Here is an 18,346-nt window from a genome sequence, read left to right on the forward strand (position 1 = left end):
TGCCGGCCGGATAGCGTCGGCGCATATTCCGGTCGATTGACCACAGCACAGGCATTGCCCGCGATCTTTCGCGAGCGTGATCAGCAGTCTCTAATCGCCCGCCCCGGAGCGTCAGCCAAGTTAATGAGCGCGCCTGCGCGCGCGATACCAGGGGCCTCAGCTGATCTCAAGGAGGCTCGCCGCAGTGTGCTCTTCTTCACGTAGGACATTCAATGCTTGTCGTCGGGCCGGACAGCGTGGTTATGGTCTTCGCCGTGCCCGGAGACAGGCCGGGCACCCGACGGGTGGCACGCCGAATCCCTGCCCCCAACCGCCGGAAACAGAAACCCGATGGCAGGAGCGGGGGAACCAAATCCCGGGCGCCGATGTCAGGCGTCCTTGGGGTGAAGCCGCGAAGCTGACGACACCGATGAAGAAAATTCTTCCTCGCTGCCGAAGGCACAGGATTTCCGGAGTTCCTGGCACGCGGCCGGGCTTGTTCCCTGCCCGAACCCGACAGCTCACCTCGCAGGCGTGGGGAAGGAAAACTCACGCATGTCCGACGCACGTACCAGTGGCCGACAACGCCGCAGCAGTACCCGCAGCCGGGCCCGCACTTTCGTCCCCGTAACCGCTCTTGTAGCGGCGGTCGGAGGCACAATCGCCATCAGCCAACCCGCGAGCGCCGCGACGACCTGGGAAGGACTGCGGCAATGCGAGTCCGGCGGCAACTACACGACGAACACCGGTAACGGCTACTATGGCGCTTACCAGTTCTCCCCCAGCACCTGGAGCAGCCTGGGCTACTCGGGGCTCCCACACACGGCTCCGCCCGCCGTGCAGGACRAGGCAGCACTGAAGCTCGCGCTTCGCTCCGGGTTCGGCCAGTGGCCGGTCTGCGGCAGCGGAATGAGCGGCAGCCAGCTCCTTCCCGGCTCGTCGTCGTCAGGCGCGGGCAGCCAGGCCTCCCGCGTGGCGGAGCGCACCTCCCTGGTCGCACAGCCCGCCACCGCGGGTGTTCCGGCTCTGGGGCGGAACTACGCCCCGTCCGTTCACAACCAGGTCAGCGACGAGGTCAGGACCTGGCAGAGCAAAATGAACTCGCTCGGATACCCGCTCACGGTTGACGGTTGTTACGGGCCTCTGTCCGCGGCCGCGGCGCGCGACTTCCAGGCAGCACGTGGCCTCATCGCTGACGGGATCCTCGGTCCCCAGACCTGGGCGGCCACCTTCGGCTGACGCCCCCCGTCCCACGCAGCGGACCGTCCGGTCACCTGCCCGCGCCCGCCTACCGGCGAACACCGGCGCGCTGGATGACTGCCGCCGGACACGTTGCGCCATTCCGCGAAGGCCTCCAGTTCTCCCCGCCAGGCTCTGCCAACCGACCGGGGAACCAGGTTGGACGACGCGCATCCCGTGCGAGCACAGATCACCTCCGGGCCCGGCGCCTTCCCTGCCGGCCTGCCTCAGGCCGAGCCCACGCGCCGACTTCCCCGCCCCGGTCCGGACAGACCCTGTTCCGGGCAGCCCGAGAGCCCTGGATGCAACCGCACTCGCACCTGCCAATCGCGGCCGCCCCGTCACCACGCGGCCGCTGACCGGTCTCCCCTGATGTGCGACGGACCGACCGCCCGGCGTTGACCCCGCCGCAGGCGGCGGAACGCGACGCGGACCGCCCCAACGATCCGCGTGTCGCAGCACCGGGCGGCTCCCGCCACAACAAGATCATTACGGTGGCGGGGGCCTTACCACCATCTCGGGCCGTGGGTGCCGGTCACAACGATGCGGCGGTTCCCCCCGCGGTCCTTCTCCACGACCGCCGCCGCCCCGCCCGTCGCCGCGCCGAGCCACGCCAACAGCACCGGTCCTGGCCAGACCGCCGCCGCCACACGCCGGTGACCCCGGCGGGCGAGCGTGGCTCGGCGCGATCCCCCGGCAGTCCCGCCCCGTGCCCCCGGGCGCTCACACCTCCTTCACGATCACCCCGGCACCAGCCCGCCGCTGTCCCGACCAGCCCGACGAGCTCACGCCCAGCTCGACGGGTTCGCACCCAGYTCGACGGGACATCCACAACGACCGCATCCGGCCGGTTCGGGCCGGACGGGACCCGCCGCGCAGCGCCCGTCGCGGTAGCGGTAACGTCGTCGGGATCAGGCGTGATGACCGCCTCATCCTTCTGTAGGGGATAACAACCCCTTCGGGTGGCTCTCATGTGGTCCTTCCTGATACCTCACAACCACCCGGATTTGCGCCGCCCAGGTAGATCTCGCTACAGTTCCGCCCACTCGCCTCCCCCGGGGCGAGGTCGCGTGGACGGACGCCGAGTCCTGCCCCCGTCCACCCGGCCGGAACGAGAGCGGACGACACAAGGGCAGGAGCGGGGGACCCACATCCGGACGTGCACCACTCGTCCTAGGGGTTAAGCCACCGCCACAGGTACTAGAGCCGGAACGCACCTGTCCGAGGAGACGGGCTCCGGGCACCCTGGGCGGCGACCGGGCAGCTTCCAGCCCGAACCCGACAGCTCACCCCGCAGGCGACGGGAAGGACACCTGATGCGGTCGCACGATCGTGATCCCGTCCGTTCGAACGGCCGCGGCGGCAGACACCGCGCCGTGCAGCCACCCTCGGCGGCCACTCGCGCGCTGCGGACCACCGGAGCCGTCACGGCACTGGTCGGCACCGGGCTTGCCGTCACCGCGGCCCCGGCCGGGGCGGCCACCGCCGAGGACTTCAGCCGGCTGCGCCAGTGCGAGTCAAGTGGCAACTACGCCATCAACACGGGCAACGGCTTCTACGGGGCCTACCAGTTCGACCAGCGCACCTGGTCGGGGCTCGGCTACCCCGGCCGGCCGGATCAGGCACCGCCCGCGATGCAGGACGAGGCGGCCTACAAGCTCTACAACAGCCGTGGCTGGTCGCCATGGCCAGGCTGCACCAGCAAGCTCGGCCTCACCCGCAACGGCCCGGSACCGGCGTCCTCGGGTGGCGGGGGCGATGTCATCGCCCAGGCGCTGACACCTGTCGAGCCGCCCATGACCCTTGACCGCGCACGGTCCGAGGTCGGCAGCAGCTTCGGCGGCGAGGCGCTCAACGTCGGTATGGGCGACGAGGTCCGCGCCGACGCCTTCGTGTGGCAGGCGGAGATGCGCGAGCGCAGGTTCGTCCTGACCGTCGACGGCAAGTTCGGCCCGGAGTCGCAGGGCATCGCCGCCCTGTACTCGTACCTGACGAGAGTCAGCGACGGCCAGGCCGGTGTGGTCGGGCAGAACCTCTGGGGCGCGACAGTCAACGGCTGACCGGCGACGGGCCCGCCATGGCGGGCCCTCCCCCGGGCCTCATGCCTGTCTGGCAGGTCGCGATATGCCTGTCTGGCACGAGGCCCTCCCGCTTCGTCCCCAGAACTGACCAGAACTGATCCAGCGCGGCTCCGCCGGGCCGCACCGCCCGGCGACGGTGACGGGCGGGCGTCCGGCAGGATGGTGCCCATGACGACACCGCCCGCAAACCCGAACCTGTTGTCGGGCCCGCCGCCCACGCTGCTGCCGTCGGACGCGACGGTGGCCGAGGCGGTCGCCTCGGGTGCCGCCGCGGAGACCATCGCCGCCCGCTTTCCCGCTGCGAGCATCGGCTGGGCGCTCCTCGCCGAGGAGGCGATCCGGGACGGTCGGCCGGTGGCGGCGTACGCCTACGCGCGAACCGGCTATCACCGGGGCCTCGACCAGCTGCGGCGCTCCGGTTGGAAGGGGCATGGGCCCGTCCCGTGGTCTCATGAGCCGAACCGTGGGTTCCTGCGCGCGCTCGCCGCGCTGTCCCGCGCCGCCGCGGAGATCGACGAGACGGACGAGGCCGCCCGGTGCCGGCAGTTCCTCGGTGACAGCGACCCGGCAGCTGTGCGTGAACTCGGCCTCGCATAGTCACCGGCGAGGCACCTGACGTGGTCGGCTGGCCCGGCTCTCTTCCGGACGGGCCCCGACGGGCCGATATCCCTAGTAACCTCGCCCGGTGCCCGCTCTAGTCCTCATCGGCGCCCAGTGGGGTGACGAGGGAAAAGGAAAGGCGACCGACCTGCTGGGCGGCGCCGTCGACTACGTCGTCCGCTACCAGGGCGGCAACAACGCCGGCCACACCGTCGTGATCGGTACGGAGAGCTACGCTCTGCACCTGATCCCGTCCGGTGTGCTCCGCACGGACTGCGTGCCCGTGATCGGGAACGGTGTCGTCATCGACCCCGGCGTGCTGCTCGCCGAGATGGACGGGCTACAGGCCCGGGGGGTCGATGTCACCCGGCTTCTGATCAGCGCCGACGCGCATCTGATCATGCCGCATCATCGCGCGCTGGACCGGGTCACCGAGCGGTACCTGGGCAAGGCACGGATCGGCACGACCGGCCGCGGCATCGGACCGGCCTACGGCGACAAGGTGGCCCGTACCGGCATCCGTGTCCAGGATCTACTCGACCCGGGCATCTTCCGACAGAAGCTGGAACTCGCGCTGCGGGAGAAGAACCAGGTCCTGACGAAGGTCTACAACCGGCGCCGGATCGAGGTCGACGATGTCGTCGAGGAGTACGCCGCCTACGCGCGGCGGCTGACTCCGCACATCGCCGACACCGGTCTGCTGCTCGACACCGCCCTGCGCGACGGCAAGGTCGTCCTGCTCGAAGGCTCCCAGGGCACTCTCCTGGACGTTGACCATGGCACGTATCCCTTCGTGACCTCCTCGAACCCGACGGCCGGCTACGCAGCGACCGGCGCGGGGATCGGCCCGACCCGCATCAGCCGGGTCGTCGGGATCATCAAGGCCTACACCACGCGGGTGGGGTCCGGCCCGTTCCCGACCGAACTGGACGACAAGGTCGGCGAGGAGCTGCGCCGCATCGGCGGTGAGTTCGGGGTGACCACCGGGCGCGCCCGCCGCACCGGCTGGTTCGATGCGGTGATCGCCCGGTACGCGGTGCGGGTCAACGGCCTCACCGACCTCTTCCTCACCAAGCTCGACGTGCTCTCGGGCTTCGACACCGTGCCGGTCTGCGTCGGCTATGAGATCAACGGCCGGCGCACCAACGAGATGCCGATGACCCAGACGGACTTCCACCACGCGAAGCCGATCTACGAAGAACTGCCCGGCTGGCACGAGGACATCTCGCAGGTCACCGACTTCGACGATCTTCCGGAGGCCGCGCGGGCCTACGTGTCGACGATCGAGGAGATGGCGGGCGCCCCGGTGTCGGCCGTCGGCGTCGGCCCGGGCCGCACGCAGACCCTGGTGATCAACGAGCTCATCTGACACGAGGGCTCCGCRCCAGGCGCTGTTCCCCCACCCAGCTTGCACTACGGAGAGCTACGGTCGACGCTTGCATCGTCACAGTGGGCGACGACCGGGGGTGATACCGATGGCGGGGCTTCCACCACGTGCCTCCTGGGATGACGAGGGCGCCGACACCATCGACAACGCGTCGGTCCCGTCGGCGGAACTCGACACGACCGCCCCGAACGCGCCGACCACGCCGACCGCGCCGCGCCAGCCGAGCCCCGCGCGCTGGTCGCCGACGGTCCGGCCGGGCAGCCCGTTGCGACGCGGGATCGACCCGGCCACCTGGCCGGTCGGGTTCTCCCCCACCGGGGAGGCGCTCCCGGAGACGCTGACCGACGTCCTGCTGCGCGGCAGCCATGCGATCCGCAGCTCGAAGCGCGCCGAGGCCCTGCGACTGGAGCGGGCCGCGGCGATCGCCGATCATGTCGAAGCTCAGATCCTGGACTTTCTGACGTTCTGCGCGACGGAGGATCTGGTTCCTCCGGTCATCGTCCGCACGAACGGACGCCGCCCGGACCGGGCCTGGGAGAGCGACCTGGCGGCCGGTCTCCCAGGACGGTCCCACGGGCTCGCCGCCACCGAGGAGGCCGGCCTCGACCAGGAAGACGGCCAGGAGCATGACCAGGACGAAGACCAGGACGCCGATGATCGCGCTCCCGGCGACGACGGTCCCGCCGGGGCCCAGGACGCGACACGACGGCCGCCAACGGCCCACCCTCGGGTACCGCGGACGGGAACGCCGTCCGGRCACCGGCGGCGGCTGCGCCGGGAGCGGCTGCAGGCCTGGCCGCTCCTCTACTGGCGGTGTGAGAGCTTCCCCGCGCCTGGCCGGTCCCTGCACCTGTTCGTCGAGCCCGGCGGGCGCACCTTCGAGGGCCGGGACGACCCGGCCCCGCTGACCGTGCTCGGCCGGGAGGTCCGGGTGTGGCAGGTCGACGCCCCCGCGATCGTCGCGGGCATGGCCGAGGTGGATGCCCGGCGCTGCGCACTGCACCTGGTGCACGGGATGGCCCACATGCTGTGGCAGGCGGGGGTCGGCCTGTAAGCCTGGTGGAGCGTGGACGTCCGATGCCGACGGCGGCGTGACCGTGGTCTCGTGTTGCGCCAGCGCAAGCGGCCGTTGCCGAGGCCGGCCGGGGCCCGGGAGACTCGTGGGGCACCGCCGACCGCGCAGTCCCGCGCACAACGGCAAAGGATGATCAACGTGCACGCTAACCTGGACCCCGTGACCTCCTCCTTGTCCCTGCCTGTCCGCACCGGCCGATGAAGCTCCTCGTCGTCGGTTCCGGCGGGCGGGAGCACGCGCTGTGCCGCGCGCTCGCCCGGGACCCGTCGGTGGACGCGATCGTCTGCGCCCCGGGCAACGCCGGCACCGCCCAGATCGCCGAGCCACGCCCGGTGCAGGTGGAGGATCCCGACGCGGTGGCCGGGCTGGCCGAGGCCGTCCAGGCCGACCTGACCATCGTCGGCCCGGAGATCCCGCTGGTCGCCGGCGCAGCGGACGAGATCCGGGCCCGAGGCATGGCGGTCTTCGGCCCATCCGCCGCGGCCGCGCGGCTGGAGGGCAGCAAGGCCTTCGCGAAGGAGGTCATGCGCGCCGCGGGCGTCCCGACCGCCGACTCCCGGGATCACAACGAGATCTCCTCGGCGCTGGCCGATCTCGACACGTTCGGCCCGCCCTACGTCGTCAAGTACGACGGCCTGGCGGCGGGCAAGGGCGTCACGGTCACGACCGACCGGGATGCGGCGGTCGAGGCTGTCCGAGCCAGCCTGCGCGGCCCGGAGGACCGGGTGGTCCTGGAGGAGTACCTCGACGGGCCCGAGGTGTCGCTGTTCGCGATCGTGACCTCCGCAGGCACCGTCGTGCCGCTGCTCCCCGCCCAGGACCACAAGCGGGTCGGTGACGGCGACACCGGGCCGAACACCGGCGGGATGGGCGCGTACACCCCGCTGCCGTGGGCGCCGCCGGGCCTGACGGCTGAGGTGGTCTCGACCGTGGTCCAACCGACCGTGGACGAGATGGCCAGGCGCGGGACGCCGTTCAGCGGGCTTCTCTACGTCGGGCTGGCCCTGACATCCCGTGGCCTTCGTGTGGTCGAGTTCAACGTCCGGTTCGGCGATCCCGAGGTGCAGGCCATCCTGGCCCTGCTGAACACGCCGCTGACAGAGGTGCTGTCCGGCCGCCGAGCTCCGGTGTGGCGCTCCGGCGCGGCGATCACCGTCGTGGTCGCCGCCGCCGGGTACCCGGCGAAGCCGCGGCTCGGTGATCCGATCCGTGGTCTCACCGCGGCCGGCGCGCTGACCGGGGTCGACATCCTGCACGCCGGGACCCGCCACGACGAGCAGGGGCAGGTCGTGACCGCGGGCGGCAGGGTGCTGTCAGTCACGGCCATCGGCTCGAACCTCGAATCCGCGCGAGGATCGGCCTACGAGGCCATCAGCCGCATCTCGCTCGACGGTGCCCACTACCGCACCGATATCGGGGATCCGTCCCGAATGCAGCACCGCAGCACCCGCACAGCCGGCAGGACGTCAGAGGAGTGAGYGTGTCACAGGGCAGGTCGTCGCAGGGCAACGGATCGCGCACCGGTTCCGCCGGGCCACGGGTGGCGATCGTCTACGGCTCGCCGTCGGACACTCAGACCATGAGCAAGGCCGGCGCCACGCTGGAGCGGTTCGGCATCACCTACGAGGAGGTCTCCCTCTCGGCACACCGTGCCCCCCGCACCCTGGCGGAGTACGTCGGCCAGCTGCGCACGCGCGAGATCTCCGTGGTGATCGCGGGCGCCGGGCTCGCCGCGGCGCTGCCCGGGGCCGTCGCCGCGATGACCACGCTTCCGGTCATCGGCGTCCCGATCTCCGGCGGGGCGCTGGACGGCATGGACTCGATGCTGGCGATCGCCCAGATGCCACCCGGGGTGCCGGTGGCGACCGTCGGGCTGAACAACTCGACGAACGCGGCCATCCTGGCGATCCAGATCCTCGCGCTCGGCGACCCCGACCTCGGCCTGAAGCTGGCGACCTTCAAGGACGAGTTCGAGCAGGCCGCGGCCGACTCGCTCGCCGACATCGCGGCAGCCCGCGCATGATCGGTCGTTACACGCTGCCCGACATGGGCCGGGTGTGGTCCGAGGCGAACAAGTACGAGCTGTGGTGCAGGGTCGAGGTCCTCGTCATGGAGGCGCACGCGGCGGCCGGGCGCATCCCGGCCGACTCGCTCGACCCGGTGCGTGCCGCGCCGGCGCCGACGCCCGAAACGGTCGCCGAGATCGAGGCCGTCACCCAGCATGACGTGATCGCCTTCCTGACGGCCTGGGCCGACCAGACCGAGCCCCGGTCGGCCGCCGCCTACGTGCACTTCGGCATGACCTCGTCGGACCTGCTCGACACCGCGCTCGCCTGTCAGCTCGTCGAGGCCACCGACCTGCTGCTCGCCCGCGCCGACCGCCTCGTCGCCGCGCTGCGCGACCTCGGCCTGGCGCACCGGGCGACCCTCCGGGTCGGGCGCACCCACGGCATCCACGGCGAGCCCACCGTGTTCGGGCACCGCGTCGCCGATCTCGCCTTCGGCATGGCGCGCTGCCGTGACCGGCTGCGCGCGGCGCGGGCGGACGTCGGCGTCGCGAAGATCTCCGGGGCCGTCGGTACCTACTCCAACATCGACACCGACGTGGAGAGCTACGTCGCGGAGAAGCTGGGGCTCATCCCTGCGCCCGTCGCGACCCAGGTCGTGCTGCGGGACGGGATCGCCTCCTGGGTGGCGGCCCTCGCCGGCCTCGCGACCGTCTGCGAGGCGATCGCGCTGGAGGTCCGGCACGGGCAGCGCACGGAGGTCCGCGAGCTCTCGGAACCGTTCGGGTCGGGCCAGAAGGGCTCGTCGGCGATGCCGCACAAGAAGAACCCGATCATGTCGGAGCGCATCGCCGGAATCGCCCGTATCATCCGCGCCCAGTACGTGCCCGTCCTGGAGGGTGTCGCGCTCTGGCACGAGCGGGACATCTCACACTCGTCGACGGAGCGGATCGCGCTGCCGGACGCGGCCTGCGGCGTCGACTACCTGCTGCACCTGACCACCCGCCTGGTCGACGGCCTCGTCGTCGACGCGGCGCGGATGCGCGCGAACCTGGATGCCACCGGTGGGCTGGTCTACACCTCCGCCGTGCTGCTGGAGCTGGTCGAGACCGGACTGTCCCGCGAGGACGCCTACGCCGTCACCCAGGCGGCGGCGATGGAGACGTGGCGGACCGGCGTGCCGTTCCGCGAGACGCTGCGCAAGCACGCCGGTGACCGCGGCCTGCCGCTCGACGAGCCCCGCCTCGACGAGGTCAGCCGTCCGGAGCGCTACGTCGAGCGGCTCGCCCCCGTCTTCGACCGGCTCGCCGCGCTGAGCTGAGGCACGGTGGTCCGGTCGCCGCTGTGGTCCGCGGTGGTCCGGCCCCGTGGCCTGCGGCCTGACGGTACGGTCAGGACATGCCGCTGACACATGAGGAGTTCGCCGGGCTGACGCATCTCGGCTCCGGGAAGGTACGGGAGCTGTTCGCCGTCGGGGACGACGCGGTGCTGCTCGTCGCGAGCGACCGCATCTCGGCGTTCGACGTGGTGCTGCCCACCGAGATCCCCGACAAGGGTGCCGTGCTCACCGGGCTGTCCCTGTGGTGGTTCGACCAGCTCAGYGACCTCGTGCCGAGCCATGTGATCAGTTCGAGTGTGGACGAGTACCCCGCGGAGCTCGCGCCGTACGCCGAGCAGCTCCGCGGGCGCTCGATGCTGTGCCGGCGCCTCGACATGGTCCTGATCGAGTGCGTCGCCCGCGGCTATCTCACCGGCAGCGGACTGAAGGACTACCGCCGCACCGGCGCGGTCAGCGGGCACCCGCTTCCCGCCGGCCTGGAGGACGGGAGCAAGCTCCCGGCGACGATCTACACGCCGTCGACGAAGGCGCCGATCGGCGAGCACGACGAGAACATCAGCCGGGACGACGCCGCCGACCGGGTCGGCGGGGAGCTCGCGGCCGAGCTCGAACGTCTCACCCTGCAGATCTTCGGGCGGGCCAGCGACCTGGCGGCCGAGCGCGGGATCCTGCTCGCCGACACGAAGTTCGAGTTCGGCCATGACAAGGACGGAGTGCTGCGGCTCGCCGACGAGGTGCTGACCCCCGACTCGTCCCGGTTCTGGCCCGCCGACACCTGGGTGCCCGGCGGCGCGCAGCCGTCCTTTGACAAGCAGTTCATCCGCGACTACCTGGTCAACACCGGGTGGGACCGCAACCCGCCGGCGCCGGAACTGCCCGACGACATCGTCGAGTCGACCCGCGCGCGTTACGTCGAGGCCTACGAGCGGCTGACCGGGATCTCGTTCAAGGACTATCTCTCCACCGCCTGACCCTGCCGCGGGGCGGACGGCCGCACGTGCTGGGGACAGCCCCACCCCGGCTCCGGCGGCTCCCCGTACCCGCAACCCGGTAGTGAGCTCCAATGACGTTGAACGCATGGAACGAGATCGTCGTTCCATGCGCTCGAGACCTCCGACGGCACCGTCGTCGCGCCACTCGTCCACCCCACGCGGACCCGAGTCCTCCCCCGGCAGTCCGGCGGGATCCGGGTCGGCCCGCCATGCCACCCACCTGGCCGCCCGGGCGGCCAGGTGGAGCGTGCGCCACCGGCGGCTGGCGATCAGCGGCTGGCTGCTCGGCGTGGTCCTCCTGACGGTGCTCGGCTCGCTGGTGGGGACACACACGCTCAAGGACAGCGACTACAGCGTCGGCGAGGACGGGCGGGCCCAGCGCACCCTCGCCGACCACGGCTTCGCGACGCCCGCCAGCGAGAGTGTGCTGATCCAGCGGCCGCAGCCGGCCGCGGACCGGGCGGCGGTGCTCGCCGACGCCGGCCTGCGGGCCGCCATCGGCGACGTCTCGGCCCGGATCACCGCCACCGGTGAGGTGGACGGGCTGCGGGCGCCGATCCCGCTGCCCGACGCCGAGGCGGATCCCAACCTCGTCTCCACCGACCTGCGCTCGGTCCTCGTCACCTTCGAGATGCGCGGCGACGAGGAGACCGCGRCGGACCGGATCGAGCCGGTCCTCGCCGCGGTCGACGCCGCAGCCCAGGAGCATCCGGGCCTGCTTGTCGAGCAGGTCGGGGAGGCAAGTGCCGACAAGGCACTCGGAGACACCGTCGGCAAGGACTTCAAGCGCGCGGAGCTGCTCGCGATCCCGCTGACCCTGGGCATTCTGCTGGCGGTCTTCGGTGCCGTCGTCGCCGCACTGATCCCGGTCGCGCTCGCACTGACCGCCTTCGTCGCGGCACTGGGCGTGGTCGCCTTCACCAGCCGGCTGCTGCCGACGGACGAGACGGCGACGTCCGTCATGCTGCTCATCGGCCTCGCGGTCGGCGTCGACTACGCGCTGTTCTACGTCCGCCGCGAGCGGGAGGAGCGGGCCGCCGGGCGCAGCCCGCGGGAGGCACTGGAGATCGCAGCGGACACCTCCGGGCACGCGGTCCTGGTCTCCGGCCTGACCGTCGCCGTGTCCATGGCCGGCCTGCTGATCACCGGCCTGAGCGTGTTCAGCGGGATCGCCGGCGGCACCGTGGTCGTGGTCCTGATCGCGGTCCTCGGCTCGCTGACCGTGCTGCCGGCCGTCCTGTCCGCGCTGGGCGACCGGGTCGAACTGCTGCGGCTGCCGTGGCACCGGCGTCCCGAGCAGCGCGGACGCCGGGCCCGGGCCCGGGCGCACGCCCAGGCCCAGGAGCCGGCCCGCCCGGGGATCATGGGCCGTCTGCTGCGCCACCCCGGGCCGGTCGCCGTGGTCACCGGTGGACTCCTGATCGCACTCGCCGTCCCCGCGCTCGGGCTGCGGACCAGCGAGCCGGGCATGGACGACCTGCCGGACGACCTGCCGATCATGCAGTCCTACGCCCGGGTGCAGGACGCCTTCCCGGGCGAGCAGACAGCGGCGGTGGTCGTGGTCTCGGCCGCCGACGTGCGCTCGCCGGACGTGTCCGCGGCCCTCGACGGCCTGCGGCGGCTGGCGGTCGACAGCGGCGTGATGTTCGAGCCGGTCACGACCGAGATCAGCGCGGACGGCGAGGTCGCGAAGGTCGCGATCCCGATCGCCGGCAGCGGGACGGACGAGGAGTCCCAGCAGGCGCTCACGCGGCTGCGCACGGAGATCATCCCGGCGTCGATCGGCACCCTGTCCACCGTGACGGCGGACGTCACCGGGTGGACCGCCGGCTCGGTCGACTTCAACAAGCAGCTCAACGGACGGACGCCGCTGGTGATCGGGTTCGTCCTGGTGCTGGCCTTCCTCCTGCTGCTGGCCGCCTTCCGCAGCGCGATCGTCGCCGCGGCCGCCGTCGCGCTGAACCTGCTGTCGGTCGCCGCCGCCTACGGGCTGCTCGTGGTGGTCTTCCAGCATCACTGGGCGGACGGGCTGCTCGGCTACACCTCGACCGGCGCCATCACCAACTGGCTGCCGCTGATGCTCTTCGTGATCCTCTTCGGCCTGTCCATGGACTACCAGGTCTTCGTGCTCAGCCGGGTCCGCGAGGCCTACGACGCGGGCCTGCCGATGCGCGAGGCGGTGCTTGCCGGCGTCCGCCGCAGTGCCGGTGTGGTGACCAGCGCAGCCGTGATCATGGTGGCTGTGTTCAGCATCTTCGCCACGCTGTCGCAGGTCAGCATGAAACAGCTCGGTGTCGGTCTCGGCGCGGCGATCCTGCTGGACGCGACCGTGATCCGAGTGATCCTGATGCCCGCCGTGCTGACCCTGATCGGCGACCGGGCGTGGCCCCGCAAGGCCGGCATCGGTGGTCCCGGTGGTCCCGGCGACGCCGAGCGCACCGCAGACACCGCAGAGGACACCGCGACGACGGAGCTGCTGGCGGCCACGGACCGCCGCTGACCGGGACGCGCGGGCCGCGCCGTCCCGAGGCCGCGCCCCACCCGCCGAAACGGGTGGGGCGCGGCCTCGTCATGTCCCCTCCGATCGGGGCGGGAAGAAAGACAGGCAGGTCACAGAGGGGTTCTGAGGACGTTGCGGGCGAGCTACAGTGTCCGCGACGTCCGGTACCCCATCCGAGGACTGGAACTGACCCCATGCCTGTTCACATGCCTGCACAGACCCCTGTCGCCTCCACCCTCGTCGTCCGCACCCGCGCCGAGCTGGCGGCAGCGCTGGGTGGCCCCGCCCGCGGCGTCCGCGGCGTCGTCATGACGATGGGTGCCCTCCACCGCGGTCACGCCACCCTGATCAGGGAGGCCCGCCGACGCGCCGACCAGGTGATTGTCACGATCTTCGTCAACCCGCTGCAGTTCGGGCCGGGCGAGGATCTCGACCGCTACCCCCGCACGTTCGACGCCGATCTCGACGTGTGCAGGCGGGAGGGCGCGGACATCGTCTACGCGCCGAGCGCGGTCCACGACCCGGCGCCCCTGGTCACTCTGAGCGCCGGGCCGCTCGGTGGCATCCTGGAGGGGGCATCCCGGCCCGGCCACTTCGACGGGATGCTGACCCTGGTGGGAACGTTGTTCCACCTGGTCCGCCCGGACGTGGCCTTCTTCGGCCGCAAGGACGCCCAGCAGCTCGTCTGCATCCGCCGGATGGTCGCCGACCTGGCCTTCCCGCTGGAGGTCGTGGGCGTGCCGACCGTGCGTGACGACGACGGCCTGGCACTGTCCAGCCGCAACGCCTACCTCGACGCCGGTCAGCGGCGCAGCGCACTCGCGCTGGTCCGGTCCCTCACCGCGGGCGCCGCACGCGCGACGGAGGGCCCGACGGCCGTCCTCGCCGCGGCCCGCGAGGTACTGGCCATGGAAGCCGGTGTCGACCTGGACTACCTGACGCTGGCGAATCCGTCCGATCTGGGCCCGGTGGCGGAGGGGCCGGCGCTGCTGCTGGTCGCCGCCCGGGTCGGCACCACCCGTCTCATCGACAACATCGATCTGGTGCTGGCCGGGGCCTCCCGGCCGGCCGCGGTCTTCGCACACGACGGTTACCAGGGGGTCTGACCGGTGTTTCGAACCATGCTCACCTCCAAGATCCACCGAGCGACGGTCACCCAGGCGGACCTGAACTACGTGGGCTCCGTCACGATCGACGCCGACCTGATGGAGGCCGCCGACCTGCTGCCCGGCGAGCAGGTCACCATCGTCGACATCAACAACGGGGCCCGGCTGGAGACCTACGCGATCACCGGACCGGCCGGCAGCGGCGTCATCGGGATCAACGGGGCCGCCGCGCGACTGGTGCACCCCGGCGACCTCGTGATCATCATCTCCTACGGGATCATGGACGACGCCGAGGCCCGCCGGCACACCCCTCGGGTCCTTTTCGTCGACGCCGAGAACCGGATCATCGGGYAGGGCGGCGACCCCGCCGAGGCACTGCCGGACGACCCGTCCAGCCTGCGCGGTGACCTCCTGGACACTGCCGGGCTCGTCGGCCAGGGGATGGCGTAGCGCAGTGCGTGCCCTCCCGCACCGGCTCGGCGCCCCCCGCCCGGGCTGGACCCGGGACGCCGACGTCGTGGTCATCGGGTCGGGGATCGCCGGTCTCACCGCGGTCCTGCGCATCCGGGCGGCCAGCCCGTGGCGCCGCGTCCTGCTGGTCACCAAGGCCCTGCTGGACGCCGGGTCGACCCGCTGGGCCCAGGGTGGCATAGCCGCGGCCCTGGGCGCGGAGGACTCGCCAGCCGAGCACCTGCGTGACACCCTGGTCGCCGGTGTCGGCCTGTGTGACCCGGCGGCGGTCGAGATCCTGGTCACCGAGGGCCCGCCGCGGGTGCGCGAGCTCGCCGCCCTCGGCGCCCGGTTCGACCGTGATCCCGACGGGGCGTTCTCTCTCACGCGCGAGGGTGGGCACCTGCGGGACCGGGTCGCGCACGCCGGCGGTGACGCGACCGGCCTGGAGGTCGAGCGGGCGCTGATCGCCGCTGTCCGCGCCGACCCGTCCATCGAGGTGCTGGAGCACGCGCTCGTCCTGGACCTGCTCACCGACCAGTCCGGCCGGGCCGTCGGCGCGACGCTGCACGTGCTCGGCGAGGGCAGTCAGGACGGTGTCGGCGCCGTCACGGCCCGCGCGGTGGTCCTGGCCACCGGCGGCATGGGGCAGATCTTCGCGTCGACGACCAACCCGGCGGTCTCCACCGGCGACGGGGTCGCACTTGCCCTGCGGGCCGGTGCCGTCGTCACCGACCTCGAGTTCGTCCAGTTCCATCCGACGGCGCTCTGGCTGCCCGAGGCGGGCCCCGGGCAGCAGCCGTTGGTCAGCGAGGCCATGCGGGGTGAGGGCGCGCTGCTGGTGGACGCGGCCGGACGGCGGGTGATGGCGGGCGTCCACCCGCTGGCCGACCTCGCGCCGCGGGACGTCGTCGCCAAGCAGATGTCGCGGGTGATGGCCGAACAGGGCGTCGACCACCTCTACCTGGACGCTCGGCACCTGGGGGTCGAGACCCTGCTGCGCCGGTTCCCGACCATCACGGCGCGCTGCCGGGACGCCGGCGTCGACCCGGTGACCAGCCCGATCCCGGTCGCCCCGGCGGCGCACTACGCCAGCGGCGGGGTCCGGACGGACATGTGGGGCCGCACCAGCGTCCCCGGGCTGTACGCCTGCGGGGAGGTCGCCTGCACCGGGGTGCACGGCGCCAACCGCCTCGCGTCGAACAGCCTGCTCGAGGGCCTCGTCTTCGCCGCCCGGATCGCCGGGCACATCGCCGGCAGCGGCGGCGCCGACGGCGTGGGTGGGCCCGGTGATCCGGAGGCTCCCCTGCCGGCGGGCGTCGCGGTCGGCGCGCGCGGCTCAGGCCTGACGGACCCGACGGAGCGGGCGGACCTGACCCGTGCCATGACGGACGGCGCCGGCGTCCTGCGCAGCGCCCAGAGCCTGCGGGCGACCGCGAAGATGCTCGCCGGCCTCGGTGACCTGCGGGTCAGCGGCGCCACCGTCAAGGCCGGTCCCCAGGCCTGGGAGATGACGAACCTGCGTACCGTGGCGGCCGCGCTGGTCGCCGCGGCGGCGCTGCGCACCGAGACCCGCGGCTGCCACTGGCGCGAGGACTTCGCCGACCGCGACGACGAGAACTGGAACGGACACGTGCTGACCAGGCTGGACCCGGAGGGGGAACTGATCGTTACCTACGAGGCGCAGCCGGCCGCCCAGGTCGGGCCCGCGTGAGCGTCGCGCACGTGCCCGCCGGACGCCCGGCGGCCGCCCAGCGGCTCACCGGGGCCGTGCTCACCGGTCTGCAGTCCGCGGGACTGGCTGAGTCCGTGGTCCTCGATGTGATCCATCGAGCGCTGACCGAGGATCTTCCGGAATCGGGAACCGGCTGGGCGGTGGACGCGACGTCCGCGGCGACCGTGGATGCCGCGCTGACCAGCCATGGTTCGGTCGTGTCCCGTGCCCACGGCGTGGTCGCCGGCGTGCCGGTCGCGGCAGCGGTGTTCGAGACCCTGCTCGGCGACGCCGTCACCGTTCTTCCGGTGACCGCCGACGGTGACCGGGTCGCCCCCGGTACCGAGGTCCTCCGGGTCAGTGGCCCGGTGCGTGGTCTGCTCACCGCCGAACGGACCGCACTGAACCTGCTCTGCCACCTCTCCGGGGTGGCCACGGCGACCAGGCGCTGGGTGGACGCGGTCGCCGGCACCGGCGCCGCCGTCCGGGACACCCGCAAGACCCTCCCCGGCCTGCGGGCGCTGGAGAAGTACGCGGTGCGCTGCGGCGGCGGGCGCAACCACCGGATGTCGCTGACGGACGCCGCGCTGGTCAAGGACAACCACGTGATCGCGGCCGGCGGCGTCGCGGCGGCCTTCGCCGCGGTACGGGCCCACTTCGCGGACCTGCCGGTCGAGGTCGAGTGCGACACCGTCGAGCAGGTCGCCGAGGCGGTGGGCGCCGGGGCCGACCTGATCCTCTGTGACAACATGTCGCTGGATGATCTGCGCGCGTCGGTGGCCATCGCCCACCCGGCCGGCGTCCTGCTGGAGGCGAGTGGTGGCCTGACACTCGACGTCGCCGCGGCGGTGGCCTCGACCGGGGTGAACTACCTGGCGGTCGGCGCGCTCACCCATTCGGCACCCGCGCTGGACCTCGGCTTCGACCTCGCGGTGACCACCGCCTCCTAGCACGCACGGCGCGCGCAGGATCCCCCGCCCGCAGAAGATGGAGCCAGGACGGCCGACTGATGCTGTTGACGATCGACGTAGGCAACACGAACACCGTCCTGGGTGTGTTCGACGGTCACCGGCTCGCCAGTTCGTGGCGCATCCGCACTGATCCGCAGGCCACCTCGGACGAGCTGGGCTTCCTCTATGCCGGTCTGCTCGGCGGCCACCAGATCGATGGTGTCTCCGTGTGCTCCACCGTGCCCGCCGCGCTGCGCGAGATCCGCCGGATGGTGAGCCGTGCCTACCAGGACATCCCGACCGTCGTGGTCGAGCCGGGAACGCGGACCGGTGTGCCGATCCTCATCGACAACCCGAAGGAGGCGGGYGCCGACCGGATCATGAACACCCTGGCCGCGCACCACCTCTACGGTGGCCCGGCGATCGTGGTCGACTTCGGGACATCCACGAACCTCGATGTGGTCTCCGAGCGGGGGGAGTTCCTCGGCGGCGCACTGGCGCCCGGCATCGAGATCGCGCTGGACTCGCTGGCCTCCCGGGCCGCCCAGCTCCGGAAGGTCGAGCTCACCACCCCGCGGTCCGTCATCGGCAAGAGCACCGTCGAGGCGCTCCAGTCAGGCATGATCTACGGTGCCGCGGGGCAGGTGGATGCGCTGGTCCGGCGGATCCGGGCCGAGCTGGGCACGCCGGCCACCGCGATCGCCACCGGCGGCCTGGCTTCCCTCGTGCTCAAGGAAAGCGAGACACTCGACAACCACGAGCCGCATCTGACCCTGATCGGGCTGCGGCTGGTCTTCGAGAAGAACACCGATCCCCGCTGAGGCCGACAGGCATCACTCGTTCCGTTCTCGGCAGGCCCGGCACACCGGGCGTTCCGACCGTGGTCCCCAAGTTGTCACCCTCGAAACGGGCCAGAATTGCGTCGCGG

General features: G+C 72.1%; 15 protein-coding genes and 1 riboswitch. All 15 genes read left to right on the top strand.

All coding sequences use genetic code 11. The features are described 5' to 3' along the window. Positions 1 to 301: 301 nt before the first annotated feature. Positions 302 to 529: riboswitch (cyclic di-AMP (ydaO/yuaA leader) on the top strand. Positions 530 to 534: 5 nt separating this feature from the next. The 15 genes from CC117_RS30670 to CC117_RS30740 all read left to right on the top strand — a co-directional run bounded on the left by CC117_RS30670 (position 535) and on the right by CC117_RS30740 (position 18,239). After that, positions 535 to 1,218 carry a transglycosylase family protein gene (locus CC117_RS30670; RefSeq protein ID WP_071090825.1) on the top strand — a complete coding sequence of 228 codons (684 nt, stop codon included), beginning with the start codon at positions 535 to 537 and terminating at the stop codon, positions 1,216 to 1,218. A gap of 1,316 nt (positions 1,219 to 2,534) precedes the next feature. Then, a complete protein-coding gene (locus tag CC117_RS30675) occupies positions 2,535 to 3,278 on the top strand; it encodes a transglycosylase family protein (protein ID WP_071090828.1) in 744 nt (247 codons plus the stop codon). A gap of 189 nt (positions 3,279 to 3,467) precedes the next feature. After that, positions 3,468 to 3,896, top strand: a complete 429-nt coding sequence (locus tag CC117_RS30680; protein ID WP_071090829.1) for a DUF3151 domain-containing protein — start codon at positions 3,468 to 3,470, stop codon at positions 3,894 to 3,896. An 88-nt stretch (positions 3,897 to 3,984) separates the two neighbouring features. Then, the gene (locus tag CC117_RS30685) at positions 3,985 to 5,268 is read left to right on the top strand and encodes an adenylosuccinate synthase (RefSeq protein ID WP_071090832.1); all 1,284 of its coding nucleotides are present in this window, start codon (positions 3,985 to 3,987) and stop codon (positions 5,266 to 5,268) included. A gap of 106 nt (positions 5,269 to 5,374) precedes the next feature. Then, positions 5,375 to 6,340, top strand: a complete 966-nt coding sequence (locus CC117_RS30690; protein WP_071090835.1) for a hypothetical protein — start codon at positions 5,375 to 5,377, stop codon at positions 6,338 to 6,340. A gap of 218 nt (positions 6,341 to 6,558) precedes the next feature. After that, entirely contained in the window at positions 6,559 to 7,839 is a 1,281-nt protein-coding gene (purD, locus tag CC117_RS30695) for a phosphoribosylamine--glycine ligase (RefSeq protein WP_071090838.1), read from the top strand. After that, the gene (gene purE / locus CC117_RS30700; RefSeq protein WP_071090841.1) at positions 7,836 to 8,384 is read left to right on the top strand and encodes a 5-(carboxyamino)imidazole ribonucleotide mutase; all 549 of its coding nucleotides are present in this window, start codon (positions 7,836 to 7,838) and stop codon (positions 8,382 to 8,384) included. The genes purD and purE overlap by 4 nt, the downstream gene beginning before the upstream one ends. Then, on the top strand, positions 8,381 to 9,688 hold the full coding sequence (gene purB / locus CC117_RS30705) for an adenylosuccinate lyase (protein ID WP_071090845.1): 1,308 nt from the start codon (positions 8,381 to 8,383) through the stop codon (positions 9,686 to 9,688). The genes purE and purB overlap by 4 nt, the downstream gene beginning before the upstream one ends. 77 nt (positions 9,689 to 9,765) lie before the next feature. Then, complete coding sequence (locus CC117_RS30710) at positions 9,766 to 10,677, top strand: phosphoribosylaminoimidazolesuccinocarboxamide synthase (RefSeq protein ID WP_071090848.1); 912 nt, start codon at positions 9,766 to 9,768, stop codon at positions 10,675 to 10,677. 127 nt (positions 10,678 to 10,804) lie between these two features. Further along, positions 10,805 to 13,198 carry an MMPL family transporter gene (locus tag CC117_RS30715; RefSeq protein WP_241830572.1) on the top strand — a complete coding sequence of 798 codons (2,394 nt, stop codon included), beginning with the start codon at positions 10,805 to 10,807 and terminating at the stop codon, positions 13,196 to 13,198. 206 nt (positions 13,199 to 13,404) lie between these two features. Beyond that, positions 13,405 to 14,304, top strand: a complete 900-nt coding sequence (panC, locus tag CC117_RS30720) for a pantoate--beta-alanine ligase (protein ID WP_071090855.1) — start codon at positions 13,405 to 13,407, stop codon at positions 14,302 to 14,304. A 3-nt stretch (positions 14,305 to 14,307) separates the two neighbouring features. Beyond that, complete coding sequence (panD, locus tag CC117_RS30725; protein ID WP_071090858.1) at positions 14,308 to 14,754, top strand: aspartate 1-decarboxylase; 447 nt, start codon at positions 14,308 to 14,310, stop codon at positions 14,752 to 14,754. Positions 14,755 to 14,758: 4 nt separating this feature from the next. Next, positions 14,759 to 16,468, top strand: a complete 1,710-nt coding sequence (locus CC117_RS30730) for an L-aspartate oxidase (RefSeq protein ID WP_071090861.1) — start codon at positions 14,759 to 14,761, stop codon at positions 16,466 to 16,468. Beyond that, a complete protein-coding gene (gene nadC, locus CC117_RS30735; RefSeq protein WP_071090864.1) occupies positions 16,465 to 17,418 on the top strand; it encodes a carboxylating nicotinate-nucleotide diphosphorylase in 954 nt (317 codons plus the stop codon). The genes CC117_RS30730 and nadC overlap by 4 nt, the downstream gene beginning before the upstream one ends. Positions 17,419 to 17,477: 59 nt before the next feature. Continuing rightward, positions 17,478 to 18,239, top strand: a complete 762-nt coding sequence (locus CC117_RS30740; RefSeq protein ID WP_018636275.1) for a type III pantothenate kinase — start codon at positions 17,478 to 17,480, stop codon at positions 18,237 to 18,239. The last annotated feature ends 107 nt before the right edge of the window (positions 18,240 to 18,346 follow it).

The organism is Parafrankia colletiae, from assembly GCF_001854655.1.
GTDB classification, from domain to species: Bacteria; Actinomycetota; Actinomycetes; order Frankiales; family Frankiaceae; genus Parafrankia; species Parafrankia colletiae.